11 protein-coding genes are annotated in these 13,957 nt (G+C 42.6%); 1 reads left to right on the top strand and 10 read right to left on the bottom strand.

Features of this window, described 5'->3' with window-relative positions; genetic code table 11:
* Nucleotides 1-5 precede the first annotated feature (5 nt).
* The 7 genes from FRX45_RS13155 to FRX45_RS13125 form a co-directional block, all read right to left on the bottom strand.
* The gene (locus FRX45_RS13155; RefSeq protein WP_152268904.1) at nucleotides 6-1,085 is read right to left on the bottom strand and encodes a cytochrome c oxidase subunit II; all 1,080 of its coding nucleotides are present in this window, start codon (nucleotides 1,083-1,085) and stop codon (nucleotides 6-8) included.
* Between the two features lie 49 nt (nucleotides 1,086-1,134).
* Nucleotides 1,135-2,358, bottom strand: a complete 1,224-nt coding sequence (locus tag FRX45_RS13150; protein ID WP_152268903.1) for a quinol:cytochrome C oxidoreductase — start codon at nucleotides 2,356-2,358, stop codon at nucleotides 1,135-1,137.
* A gap of 33 nt (nucleotides 2,359-2,391) precedes the next feature.
* Entirely contained in the window at nucleotides 2,392-3,015 is a 624-nt protein-coding gene (locus FRX45_RS13145; RefSeq protein ID WP_152268902.1) for a c-type cytochrome, read from the bottom strand.
* A gap of 123 nt (nucleotides 3,016-3,138) precedes the next feature.
* Nucleotides 3,139-3,732 (bottom strand): DUF3341 domain-containing protein, encoded by a 594-nt coding sequence (locus tag FRX45_RS13140; RefSeq protein ID WP_152268901.1) that lies wholly within the window; start codon nucleotides 3,730-3,732, stop codon nucleotides 3,139-3,141.
* A gap of 80 nt (nucleotides 3,733-3,812) precedes the next feature.
* Nucleotides 3,813-5,252, bottom strand: coding sequence for an NrfD/PsrC family molybdoenzyme membrane anchor subunit (gene nrfD, locus FRX45_RS13135; RefSeq protein WP_152268900.1), 1,440 nt, complete (start codon nucleotides 5,250-5,252; stop codon nucleotides 3,813-3,815).
* Between the two features lie 107 nt (nucleotides 5,253-5,359).
* Nucleotides 5,360-8,530: a TAT-variant-translocated molybdopterin oxidoreductase gene (locus FRX45_RS13130; RefSeq protein ID WP_152268899.1), complete on the bottom strand. Its 3,171-nt coding sequence runs from the start codon at nucleotides 8,528-8,530 to the stop codon at nucleotides 5,360-5,362.
* 165 nt (nucleotides 8,531-8,695) lie between these two features.
* Nucleotides 8,696-9,958, bottom strand: coding sequence for a c-type cytochrome (locus tag FRX45_RS13125; RefSeq protein WP_152268898.1), 1,263 nt, complete (start codon nucleotides 9,956-9,958; stop codon nucleotides 8,696-8,698).
* A gap of 239 nt (nucleotides 9,959-10,197) precedes the next feature.
* Between FRX45_RS13125 and purN the strand changes: the two genes are divergently transcribed.
* A complete protein-coding gene (gene purN, locus FRX45_RS23570) occupies nucleotides 10,198-11,250 on the top strand; it encodes a phosphoribosylglycinamide formyltransferase (RefSeq protein WP_226805349.1) in 1,053 nt (350 codons plus the stop codon).
* A gap of 14 nt (nucleotides 11,251-11,264) precedes the next feature.
* Here purN and FRX45_RS13115 read toward each other — a convergent pair whose 3' ends face one another.
* The 3 genes from FRX45_RS13115 to FRX45_RS13105 all read right to left on the bottom strand — a co-directional run bounded on the left by FRX45_RS13115 (nucleotide 11,265) and on the right by FRX45_RS13105 (nucleotide 13,874).
* A complete protein-coding gene (locus FRX45_RS13115; RefSeq protein ID WP_152268897.1) occupies nucleotides 11,265-11,498 on the bottom strand; it encodes a 4a-hydroxytetrahydrobiopterin dehydratase in 234 nt (77 codons plus the stop codon).
* Between the two features lie 134 nt (nucleotides 11,499-11,632).
* Nucleotides 11,633-12,067: an IPExxxVDY family protein gene (locus FRX45_RS13110; protein ID WP_152268896.1), complete on the bottom strand. Its 435-nt coding sequence runs from the start codon at nucleotides 12,065-12,067 to the stop codon at nucleotides 11,633-11,635.
* A gap of 103 nt (nucleotides 12,068-12,170) precedes the next feature.
* Nucleotides 12,171-13,874 (bottom strand): M28 family peptidase, encoded by a 1,704-nt coding sequence (locus FRX45_RS13105; RefSeq protein ID WP_152268895.1) that lies wholly within the window; start codon nucleotides 13,872-13,874, stop codon nucleotides 12,171-12,173.
* Nucleotides 13,875-13,957: the final 83 nt, after the last annotated feature.

Here is a 13,957-nt window from a genome sequence, read left to right as displayed (position 1 = left end):
CAAAATCAATGCTCTTCGGCCTGTGCCACAGGTTTTCCTTCCGGTGTCTGTGTACCGGTAGCTTCTGCCGCGGCAGATTTTGCCGCTGGAGGAACTCCATCCGGGTGCGCGGTAAGAAATTGTGGTTTCTGGCTTGCGAGCCATTTATCGTATTCTTCCTGTGTATCAACAACAATCACACCCCGCATAGAATAGTGCCCAACCCCGCACACCTGATCACAGGCAATTTCGTACACAAAATTTTCATTACCTGTTATTTTTTTCATCTCGGCTGTAGTATACTTTGGCGTAAACCACATAGTAGTTGGCGTGCCGGGCACAGCATCCATCTTCATCCGGAAATGAGGTAATCCTACATCATGAATAACATCCTGCGAACGGATGACCAATTTAACAGGCTTGTTAACGATCAAATGCATTTCCGATGGATGAAGATCGTCATGATTGGCCGCATCATTCCAATCCTGTCCCAGCGGATTATTTTTAGAGGGATCTACCAATTTATAATTCTGCCGGCCTAAAACATTGTCTTTTCCGGGATAGCGGTATTCCCATCCAAACTGGTGACCTGTAATTTCAACTTCCATAGCCGTTTTAGGCGCATCTCCTGTTATCTTAAACCAATAGTACAATCCAAAAGCAACCAATACAGTTAATGCAATAGCAGGTACCGCCGTCCATAATAATTCCAGCTTATTGTTGTGCGGATAATACAATACCTTTCTTTTTTCAGAAGCCTGGTACCGGTATGCAAACCAAAAAAGCAATACCTGGGTAATAACAAATACAAAACCAATGATAGCCAGGGTGATCCACATCATGGTATCAATATTTTCACCATGATCGGATGCGGAAGGCACCCCCATCAATGTTTTCTTATACAAAACCTTATTGCACCACCAGGCTGCCGCAAGTCCTGTTACCAAAAACACCAGCATCAAAAATCCATTGATACGATTATTTTGCTCAAAGGCTTTTTTCTCGCCTTTTAAAACAGATACATACTCACTGGCCTTTGCAATTTGAAAGACAACGATGAATACCAATACAACTATTATGATAATAAAATACTCGGTGGAAGTCATTTTATATAAAAATTATTCTTGAATAATGGGTGTCTTTCAGCACTTTACTTTACGTATGATGGATCAAACTTTCTTTAAGATAAGGATGATATTTCGGCACCAAAGGTGCTTTGGCTAAAGCCCTTCCGGTAAAGAACATCAGCATACCGCTAAAAAAGGCCAGCATACCCCATTCGTACCAGCCCAGGCTAAAATGATCACCCATGGCTCCCGGCATTACCATCTGGTAAAAATCAAGCCAGTGACCCAAAACAAGAGCCATTGCCATAAATGTCATAATAGCATAATTACGTTTAGACCCTCTTGTCATTAATATGAGTATAGGCGCTATGAAATTAACGATAAAGTTAAACCAGAATATGCCCTTATACACTCCCTGCAGCCTTGGTTTAAAATAAATCGTTTCCTCCGGTATATTAGCATACCATATCAGCATAAACTGTGAAAACCAGAGATAAGCCCAGAATATGGAGAATGCAAAAATGTATTTCCCGATGTCATGCAGTTGCTCACTGGTTGTATGTTCCAGGTAACCCTGGTTTTTCAGGAAAATAACAAACAATGCTATCAATGCCAGTCCACCCACAAAACTGCTCATAAAAGTGTACCAGCTATACATAGTCGAATACCAATGCGCGTCAATGCTCATAAGCCATAACCAGGGAATGGTTGACCCGGTAGTTAAGGCGAAAAACACAATGAATATGCCGGCCCATACCGTATTGTTCCAAATATACTGCCGGGCTTCCTCACCTGTTATTTCACCTTCATCTGCCCTCAATGACAACTGTTTAATCTTTCTGCCTACCAATATCCATACGACTAAAGTGATGACAGTCCATACAAAAAAGAAAGTAGGATTAAGAAATCCTTTCTTCCAGCTAAGGATTTTATCGCTTGCCACTGCATCTTTATCAAGCCAGTGATAAATATGATGCTGATCGCCCACAACAATGGCAATAAATACGAGCATTGATACTACGGCAAAAACGGGAACTACCGCAGCTATCGCTTCCGGTATTCTCCTGAAAGTGGTTTGCCAGCTACTGTGGCCAAGTATATTGATACATATGAAAAACATACAGGCATTGCAGATCATAAGAAAGTAAAGACTGTTTTGTAAAAGTCCTGCCCAAAACCGGGTTTGGTCATGCTCATCTTTACTTAGGCCAAGAAAGAAAAAACCAGCCAAAAATGCTACCAGGCCAACAGCCAGTAAGCCATATGTCCATTTCTTGTATTTGGCCGGAGCTTCAAATTGTTGCTTAATCATTCTTCAATGAATTTTTTAATGCTCAATCAGTTTTTATTTTACCGTGCTGCTGCTATCTGCCGCAGCGGTAGTTGTAGTTTTTTTAACGCCCTGCTTTTCTCTTATATAATCTATTACCATCCAACGCTGTTTTGGATTTAACTGGGAAGCATAGCTGCCCATCATATTTTTTCCATAAGTGATGGTATAAAAGATCTGCCCGTCGCCCTGGCTGACAATGGTGGGATCCAAAAGATTTTTCGGCGCCGCGGGAAAAGGGCCGTCACCATCCTTCCACAATGGACCGTTCCCGTCTAATTTAGGACCATGGCATATGCCGCAGTAAATTAAATACAATCTTTCTGCTTCTTTCAGGTCTGCAGCATTCAGCGTCCGCAAAGGATTTTGCACCATTCTGGCTTTCGCAAAATTAGTGGTATCACTCCCACCATCCTTTTCAATGCGAAAAGGCAGTAACTGGTCCCTGGTTATGGTTCCTTCAACGGGCGTGCGGTTGGTTTGCTTATCCGGAAAAATATCATTTTCCGAATTGGTTTCATATGCGCGGCTGTATGCCATGTCGGGCATGTAATTGATGCCGGGCTTTTTATTACTGCAACTTGCCACAGCCATTACTGCCACCATAAAAGCGCATGATATAACTGGTATCTTTTTCATTCGTATATTTCTATGTTTTTTATATTGCCGGATGTCTGTTGGAAAACAGCATATACATGTTTTCATTTAAAGAGCAATTTCTCATGCTTTGTTTCATCCGGAAATAAGTTTGTCTTTCCTGCTTTAAGCCGTTACTGTTTCGGTTGTATTATCAAATAATTTTTTGTTCATGTCGTAGCGACCCAGCCACCAGCCGGTTTCTGCCATTTGCACATTAACTTCTTTTGCACCTGCTGCTGCCAGAAAATTTTCAGCCTCCTGCACATTGGTGTTGGATGTGCATTCAATAACCATCACAAACTGGTCGTCTGTTGCCCTGGGATGAAAATGATGCTTTTTTACAAACGGCGCCAATTGGCAGAGATAACAAAAAGTAAGGGTCATTCCTACCCCGGAAAATAAAACCGTAAGCTCAAACATAATAGGTATCCATGCGGCAAGGGAAAAATGAGGTTTACCACCATAGTTCTGCACCCAGTCTTTGGTTAATATCCAGCTTATAAAGCCCAATGCGGTAGTAAGCCCGGTTAATGCATATATAAACCCTACCGTATGCAGGCTCGTATCCCTCATACCCAATTCTTTGTCCAGTCCGTGCAAAGGGAAAGGGGTATATACATCATGAATTTTATATCCTGCTTTACGCACTTTTTTTACCGCGGGAAACAGTATATTTTCATCATCAAAACATCCTACTACAAATTTTTTTATTGTCATAACCTTAAACCAACGGGTTTTTTAAGGTGAATAAATCTGTGTTCAAAATATCAGTTTCAGAAGTAGCTTATAAGTTAACCTCAATGCTGATGTGTTTTAGCGTAAAATTCATCCGCACTTATTTTCTCAAGATCTTCCATTTTAGCTTTATAATTTTCACCGCTTGTTTTCAAAATATGTTTGATTTCCCAAATAGCAATTACAGGGAAATATTTTGAGAACAGGAAATAACAGGTAAAGAACAGCCCGAAAGTGCCCAGATAAAATCCAATTTCAAAAATGCTGGGACGGTAGTACAGCGACCAGGATGAAGGAAGGTAATCGCGGAAAATGGAGGTAACGATAATTACAAACCGCTCAAACCACATACCTACATTTACCACCACACTCATTATAAAAGTAAACTCAATATTCCTTCTCAGTTTTTTAAACCAGAACAACTGCGGAGACACCACATTACAGGTCATCATAATCCAGTAGCTCCAGCCATAGGGTCCCGCCAGGCGATACCTGAAAAACGCATCATATTCATACATGTTTGCACCGTACCAGGCCATGAACAGTTCAGTAAGATACGCACAGCCCACAATAGAACCTGTTAGCACAATTACTTTATTCATGGCTTCAATATGCCCCAAAGTAATATAATCCTGCAGGTTCATTACCTTACGGGTGATCAGCATCAGTGTTTGTACCATAGCAAAACCCGAGAATACCGCACCAGCCACAAAATAAGGAGGAAATATAGTAGTATGCCAGCCCGGAACGATTGAAGTAGCAAAGTCGAAAGATACTATGGTATGTACGGATAATACCAGCGGCGTACACAATCCGGCCAGTACCAGTGAAAGGCTTTCATGACGCTGCCAGTGTTTGGTAGAACCTGTCCATCCAAATGACGCTATACCATAGAATAATTTTCTGAACTTGGTTTTAGCGCGGTCGCGCAGTGTTGCCACATCGGGTATTAAACCCGAATACCAGAATAACAGCGAAAGCGTAAAGTAGGTTGATATGGCAAACACGTCCCACAATAACGGCGAGTTAAAGTTAGGCCATAAGGGACCACGGCTGTTGGGATAAGGCATTACAAAAAATGCGAGCCACACTCTGCCCATGTGCCAGATAGGAAACTGACCTGCGGCCATCACCGCAAAAATCGTCATGGCTTCCGCGGCGCGGTTTACCCCTGTTCTCCATCCCTGCCGGAACAGTAAAAGGATAGCGGAGATAAGCGTACCGGCGTGACCAATACCGATCCACCATACAAAGTTGGTAATATCCCAGCCCCAGCCAACGGTTTTGCCCAGGTTCCACTGACCAACACCATAAGTTACTTCGCGGTATATGGAATAAACACCAAACAGCAGCAAAGCCAGTGATATACTTAATCCGATATACCATAAACGGGTAGGCTTGGTTTCAATAGTATACACAATATCTTCCGTAACCCTGTTGTAGGTTTTGTCTCCATCTACCAATGGTTCCCTGACGAAAGATTCGTATTTAGTCAAACTCATTTACTAATTAATTTTATCCTGCAAGCCCGCAACAGGAGTTTGCATATTAATGTTGAGAATTCAGATCTGCCTTTATTCGATGTTTCTTATATATTCATATACTTATCTCAATGATGTGCCTCATGAGCGGCGGCTTTCTTTTCCGCAAATTCATCTTTCACCCCTACCGGTCTGCCCGTGTTTCTTATTTTAGCAAGGTAACTGATATTGGGCAGCACATGCAACTGTTCTAATGCATAGTATGCCCGATGATTTTGTTCCTGCGTACGAATTTTATATACCTTACTTTCCTTATCATTTACATTGCCAAATACAATGGCCCCTGTAGAGCAGGCCTGCATGCAGGCGGTTTTAACATCCCTGATCACAGAAGAATCCTGCGATTTTTTGGCTTTTAATTTAGCATCCTGTAAACGCTGTACACAAAAACTACATTTTTCAATTACTCCGCGTGAGCGAACCGTTACATCAGGATTAAGCACCATACGGGTCAGATCTTCATTCATCATCAGCACAGCATCATCAAACTTTCCAACTCCATTATGATGCTGGTTATCCGGGAAACTGTCTGCGCCTGTATAATCGGCCCAATTAAACCGGCGAACTTTAAAGGGACAGTTGTTGGCACAATAGCGGGTACCGATACAACGGTTATACGCCATCTGGTTTAATCCTTCAGAACTGTGGTTGGTAGCCGATACAGGACATACATTTTCGCAGGGCGCATTATCGCAATGCTGGCAAAGCATGGGCATAAATACTACATTCAGATTATCTCCTTCAGTAGCATCGCGGTAAGATGCAAAATAACGGTCTATACGGAGCCAGTGCATTTCATGAGAACGCTTTACTTCATTCTTTCCTACAATGGGCACATTGTTTTCGGCGGTACAGGCAATGGTACAGGCGCCGCAACCTGTGCAGGAATTCAGGTCAATGCTCATTCCCCAATGCGCTCCTGGAGATTCATATACAGGGTACATGGTACCTTCAGCTCTGAAATCGCCTGTTTTTTTCGCAAAATCTTCTGACAGTTCTTTACGATACTCGGGAATGGCATCCGGGTTTTGTTTGAAATCTTCAAGGGAATATTCCCTTACTACTTCAACACGCCCTTCGTACTGGTTGTGCGTTTGGGTATACGCTATATCGTAAGTGTCGCCGGTTTTTTTGTAACCGGTTACATCAGTAACATAATATTGCCGTGTGCTTCCCTTGGCATTTACCAACGGATAAGCATTGTAACCTACCCCGTTAGCCGCGCGTCCGGCGCCTTCACTTCTTCCATATCCTACCGCAACTGCAATTACATTGGGATGCACACCGGGTATTGCCAAAATGGGCAATTTCACTTCTTTTCCATTGATCGTAAATGCTACAACAGGCTTATGAAATTCCACTTCATACTGGTCATCCAGCTTAATGCCTAATTCGGCTGCCATAGCATAGGAAATAATAGCATAGTTATCCCAGGTGGCTCTTGTAATAGGATCGGGCATTTCCTGTAACCATGGATTGTTGGCAGCGGCTCCGGTGCCCACAGAAACTTTTTGATACAATACCAGTTCTGTTTTACCTGCGGGCACTCCTGCATTTAATTTCGATGCAGCCTCGGCCACGGCAACAGCATTATAAACCGTAGCAGCAAAGGTTAATGCAGCCGGCTCAACTACGCCATCCTGAAGTGCTTTGTCAAACGCTCCCTGACCGTTCAACTTTGTTAACCAGTAATTTTTAAAATAATCCTCGTAATCGGTATTATTACCACCTGCCTGTCCGGTAGGCAGGCTCCACTTTAAGAGTGAAGTTTGAAAATATCTTGTTTTAAAGAGGGGAGAGATAGTGGGCTGAAGCAGGCTGAAAAAACCAGTCCGTCCTTCGGCATCGCCCCAGCTTTCAAGATAATGGTGATGCGGAATAATGTATTTGCACAAGGCAGAAGTTTCATCCGCCCTGTCGCTGAAGGAAACAGAGAGTTTAACTTTTTGCAACCCCTTTATAAAGTCTGCTGCATTGTGATAATTATAGGCCGGGTTGGCTTCATAAACAAGCAATGCCCCCACGCTGCCCGCATTCAAATCTTTTACCAACTGATCCATTTCCCCATCAATACCCTGGCGGGTTAATAATGGATTGGCCCAGTTAATAGTAGTGCCATTAGCGCCCAAAAGTTCATTAATGGCGTTAATCAGCACCTGTATATTGGGATCGTTGCTTCCACATACCACCAGCGCCGCACCTTTATTAGCACTAAGCAAACCGGCGGCCAGATCAATACCTTTTTTCAATTTTTCATCAGTGATAGCCGGAGCGCTTACATTGCCACCCAGCTTAGCCAGCAGGTTCAGCACCACAGCGCCTGTTTCCGATGGACGATGAAGAAACCTGTCATCGGCATTGGCGCCTGTTAAACTAAGCACCCCTTCAAAATGGATATGCTTGCTCATTTCCGGATTCTTCTGGTTAATTTTCCGGCCCGCAGCATACTGGCTAGAAAATTCATCAGGACTCAACCATGTGCCGAGGAAGTCGGCATCCAGGCTAACGATAACTTTTGCTTTGTCAAAATGATAAGTGGGGATAGCTCTTTTACCATATGATATTTCATTGGCCAAGAGCAACCCGCTGTATGAAACAGCATCGTATTGTACATGGCGGCTTCCTGGGTATTTGGCCAGGAATTCGCTTATAATTTGCCGAGTAGTAGGAGAATTAAGTGTAGAAGTAAGCAAAACAACCTGTCCGGATAATTCACCGGCGATTTTTTTATCTGCCGCTTCAAAAGAGGGTAGTTCTTTTAATTCTTTCCCTGCTACTTCTACAGGATAACGTAACCTTCCCGTATCATAAAGATCAAGTACCGAAGCCTGCACCCTTGCAGACGTGCCCTCGCCCTTTGAGTTTATGAAAGAGAGCGGGTTGCCTTCTAATTTAATGGGTCGTCCGTCTCTTACTTTTGCTATAACAGGCACCACATCTCCCTCCGCCACAAAAGTAGTAGCGTAATACTGAGCTACTCCGGGTGTTAAATTTTCGGGCTGATTAAGATAGGGGATACTTTTTGTAACAGGCGTTTCGCAGCCCGCAGCCAATGCTGCCGCTGCAGTACTGAAACCAAGGTATTTCAGGAAATCCCTGCGGGGAGCTGTGGCATCCAATATGCCTTTACCATCTTCCGCAAATGGCAGATCTTCCTGAAATTCGTCTTTTACCAGTTTCTGGTAACCTTCTGTATTTTTTAGTTCGCCTAAGTTTTGCCAGTACTTTTTTTGACTCATACCCAACCCCTAAAGGAGCTTTTAGATTCCGGATCTTCCCGTTTCACTGTTCATTCGCTTACACCAAATCCAGAAAAGTGTTATTAAATATATTATACCTGGTCGCCTAAAATTTATTAAGATATTCAATCATTCATGCAGGATACTCTCCCGGTTAACTGCTCATTAATAATGGCATTTCTGGCACTCTATTCCTCCAATCATCTCCACCGTTACACTGTCAATCTTTTTATTCCTGATGTCCTCATGGAACTTTTCATAAATGCTGTAGAATTTATTATCGGTGAACTGCACTTTAGTATTGCGGTGACAATTGACACACCAGCCCATGCTCAAATCAGCAAACTGCTGTACCTCGTCCATTTCGGTAATATTACCATGGCATGTCTGGCATTGCTGCTGCCCCACCACCACGTGCTGGGAGTGATTAAAATAAACATGATCAGGAAGATTATGGATACGCTCCCATTCAATGGGCTTACCTTTTCCTGTATATTGTTTCTTGTCGGGATCCCAGCCGGCGTACGAATATAATTTTTGTATTTCTGCAGTACCATTCACCTCAGAGCCATCGGGTCTGAATAATTGGGGGCCTTTTGTATATTCATTAATACCCATATGACAGTTCATACATACATTAACAGCGGGGATATTAGCCGATTTCCCCTCCTGTGCGCCGCCATGACAATATAAACAACTGATCTGGTTTATGCCTGCATGCACTTTATGCGAATAAAAAATAGGTTGCTCCGGTTCATACCCCTGGTGACGTCCCAATCCTATTGCGCCTTGTATAGTATAATATCCCCCAACTAAAAATAAAACAATGATTCCCAGCGCTATGTATAATTTATTCCTGTAAAAAGGAACGGGTTCTGAAGCAGGAATGCCTTCTTTGTCATCGGTCATTTTCTTCAGATTGCTGTTTACCTGGAGTAAGGTAAGCGCTATAACCGCCAGTATAAGTGTAAGAACACCAAACAATAAGGTATCATCGCTTTTAGGTTCAGGCGCGGCCGTTTCGCCGGCTGCAGGTTTTGCGCCTCCACCAGGACCGGCAGTAAATGTTGTATTTACATAATTAACAACCGCATCTATATCCCCTTCGGTGAGATCCGGGAAGCCGGTCATCAATATACCATTGTGAGAATCTTTTAAGCCTTGTGTATAAGGATCATTGGCCATAAAAGCGGCAGGATTGTGAATCCATGCATACAGCTTCTTTCTGTCACTCCATGGTCCGCGTTCCTCCATTCCTCCCAAAGCAGGGCCTGTAGAATTTTTAAAAACATTATGACAGGCGGCGCATTTTGAATTAAAAATGGCCTTACCATCCTGTGCATTGGCTATAGTAACCAAAAAAGAGAGGGAAAAAATAAACGCTGATCCAAATATTAGTCTTTTTACAATTGATCGTTGGTAGCTCATTATATCCCGGAGTTTGTGTTGAGGTGAACATTTTCCCGTACGGCTGCAAAAATAGGTCAACACGCTGACAAAATATTAACATTTCCGAAAAAAATTTTCCCTGCTGTGGCCTGGATTTCAGCGTTTTTCTACTACGGCTTATAAATTTTTGTCATGTTTTTGTAAGTTCGTTTATACTCTATATTTAGATTATGTAAAATATTGGTCTTTCCTTCTTTTTCTGCAATTTGCAGGTAATCATGCTCAAACGACTTCAACAAAAATGGGGTGTAAGCAATTCGCAGTTTTTATTAATTCTGTGTGTATTTGCCATAACAGGAACCAGTACAGCCTATATTACTAAAGCCATTACAACATGGGTAGGTTTTACGGAAGATACTTTCTGGTCGTGGAGATTTTTACTCCGCCTGGCCATCCTTATGTTTGGCTACCAGGCTATTTTATTGTTGGTTGCCTTTCTTTTCGGCCAGTTCCCTTTTTTCTGGAGATATGAAAAAAAATTATTGAGGTGGGTTTCAGGTCGCAGGTTTCAGGTTCCAGGAGAGATGGCATCTGCTCTACCCCCATTCCCCAAAGGGGAGCACGAACTAACTGCTATCCAGCATCGGGCATCCAATACCCTGCATCTCCAATCTCAAACCTGTCCGCCGTTGCAGATCTCAAACCTGTCCGCCGTGGCGGATCTCAAACCTGTCCGCCGTGGCGGATCTCAAATGGTTCGTATCGCTATTTTCGCCTCCGGAGCAGGCAGCAATGCCCGGAAGATCATTGATCATTTCAAGAACCATTCCTCCATAGGTATAGCCTTAATAGCAAGCAACAAGCCCGGGGCAGGAGTGCTGAACATTGCTGAAAGTGAAAATATTCCTTCATTAATCATTGAAAAAGAGCGCTTTTTCAGGGGAGATGCTTATGTGAGCGAATTGAGAGAGAGAAATATACAATGGATTATTCTTGCGGGCTTTTTATGGAAGATACCAACTTCCCTTATACATGCTTTCCCTGGCAAAATCATCAATATCCATCCAGCCCTTTTACCCAAATATGGCGGAAAGGGTATGTATGGTCATTTTGTTCATGAGGCTGTAATTGAAGCCAAAGAAAAAGAAAGCGGCATTACCATACATTATGTAGATGAGCAATTTGACCACGGCAAACACATCCTCCAGCTTACCTGCCCTGTAGATGAAACAGATACCCCCGAAACCCTCGCAAAAAAAGTACTGGTGCTGGAGCATAAGTACTACCCGGAAGTGATAGCGCAGTTGATAACAGGATCAACACGAACCTAAACCTTCCCTTCATATTATGCTCCTATTTTATCTATCTTTTTGGCCAGCTTATGGTCTTTTTCGGTAACAACATCGCCGGCATCGTGCGTATTCAGCCAAATCTCTACTTTATTATATACATTGGTCCATAAAGGATGGTGGTCCATCTTTTCAGCTTCAAGCGCTACCCTTGTCATAAAAGCGAATGCTTCGGAAAAGTTTTTGAACTCAAACTTTTTATACAACTGGTTGTTTTCTTCTTTCCACATAGTGATAAAGTTTGTTGTTTATGGTTTATTGTTTGTTTGCTGTTGCGGGTTACAAGTTACAGGGATAGCGGAGAGTATAAGGTAGAGGTATAAGGTGTGCCCATTTCCACATTTTCATACTTCCCACATTTGTTTTAAAATACCAGGTGCATCTTGTTCCTTATCTTTTCTTTCTCCAGCTCAGTGATCAGTTGTACGCCCTGTATATTTTTTATAGATTGCCGCAGGTAATGCACATAATTATCGTGTACATCATCGCCTTTCAGGAGCCATAAAAAGTCAAGGTGCCGGAACTCGGGCAGCAGGTATTCCCCTTCAAACTGGTTATTATATATATAATGAACAAGTGAAGTGCCTGTTTCTCCATATTCGTACACCGAAAAAAAGTATTGACGGTTTTTCTTTGACAGTTGTATTTCAATATCACTGTTTAAGCGGAAATCGCAGCCCAGGCACTGGTTGAGCAACCAGCAAAACCTGTAATCTTTAACAGGCGCAACAATACCGAGTATTTTCGTATCAGAAAAAAAATCTTCTGCAAGGGCGCTATTGTCTATTGTTAGCTTCATCAATAATTACAAATACCCGTTTGCCGGAAGCTGTCGGCTATCAGCTTTGAGCCGATGGCTGTGCCTGACGGCTGATATCTTACACCCCACACCCCATACTTCCCTACTTTACAAAAGTAATGTCAAATTTCAGGTCTTCGTTTCCCCTTTTTACGTTCACGGTTGTGCTGTCGCCGTTTTTAAATTTGCTTAAAGCCTGCATGTAGGTCTCCAGTGAATTAACAGTGTATTCCCCCAAACGCACCACCACATCTCCCGTTTTTAAGCCCGCTTTTTGAGCAGGTCTTCCATCGCTTACCCCATCTACCCTAACGCCCGACCCACTGTATGTATAATCGGGCATGATACCAAGGGTAACCGAAAACTTTGCGGTAGTTGTCATTTGGGTATCTTTTGTTGGAGTAAACGCCAGCTTATCTTTCTTGTTCAGGTCTTTTACCAATCCGGCAATATATTTTATGATCTGCAACTCACCCACGTAATTGATCTTATCGGCATCATCGGAAGGCTTGTGATAATCCTGGTGCAGTCCTGTAAAGAAAAACAATACCGGGATATCTTTCCGGTAAAAAGAAGTGTGATCGCTCGGTCCGGCGCCGCTGGAATCTATCTTAATAGAAAAAGGCAGCCTTTTCTGGTCGTACAATACTTCACTCCATGCAGGAGAAGTACCATAGCCGCCAACAGTAAGGGTTTTGGTGCTATCACTCAACCTTCCTACCATATCCATATTGATCATATAATTAACCGAAGACAGATCAACAGTGGGATGCTCCGTAAAATATTTGGAGCCAAACAATCCCAATTCCTCACCCGAAAAAGCGATAAAGAGATAATTATTGTTTTTTGATTTTGATTCGGACAACAATTTGGCCAACTCTATAACAGCAGCCGTTCCGCTGGCATTGTCGTCCGCCCCATTGTGAATTTGCTTTTGTCCATTACGCAGCATCGAATTGCCGTCCTCCCCGTATCCCAGGTGGTCGTAATGTGCGCCTATAATTACAGTAGAAGCTGCATTATTATTAATATATCCGATAACGTTATGTCCTGTTCGTTTGCTCTCTCCAATATCTACTTTGAGCTTTATGTCATAAATAGACGATGCATCCCCGAGATAGGTTTCTTTACCCGATTTGGTGAGGTAAATTACCGGTATGGCAAGCAATTCGGATTTATCCTTTTTATTGAACTGTACATTGTCCTCACCATTCTCACTGTTAAACAGGATCAACGCCGTTGCGCCTTTTTGTGCCGCTATACCGGCTTCTTTTTTTATATACTCATATATATCAAAATGAGGATTTTTCCGGTTTTCTGCTATCACTGCCTCAATGTCCTTAAACCAGGGAGCGCCTCTTTCAGATAAAGAGGTGGCTACAGGTATTTCTGCTACTGATGCATTGGCACTAAAAGCAAGCGGGAAATAATCTTTTTGTACACTAAGTTCCTTGCCGTTTACCATAAACAGCGTTGCTTTATTGATCTGTTTGCCATCCTTTATTTCAAAGGATTGCAGGTAGGTATCCTTGTCTCCTTTTGGTGTAAGGTTTGCGGCTTTATACTGACTGATGATAAATTCAGATGCACTTTTTTCACCAGCGGTGCCGGCCCGTCTTCCCTCCAGCTTATCATCTGCAAGAAAATGAATGGTGGTTTTAAGGTTTTCAACAATCGCCCGGTCCGACTTTCTTAACCTTTGCGAAAAAACAAAAGCACATTGTGAAGAAAACAGGACGACAAATAGTATTCTTTTCATTGCAGGAAAAAGTTGTGTAACCATAGCGGCAAAGTTATGATTAGTCATTTTAAATTCTGTATATGTTCATTTTTCATGCCATATTTATACATTTTATCACTCCTTTACCGATTTCGTAACTATATCAATTT

The organism is Agriterribacter humi (assembly GCF_009192765.1).
GTDB classification, from domain to species: Bacteria; Bacteroidota; Bacteroidia; order Chitinophagales; family Chitinophagaceae; genus Agriterribacter; species Agriterribacter humi.
The sequence above is the reverse complement of the archived record's forward strand: the minus strand, read 5'-3'. Positions and strand labels throughout refer to the sequence as shown.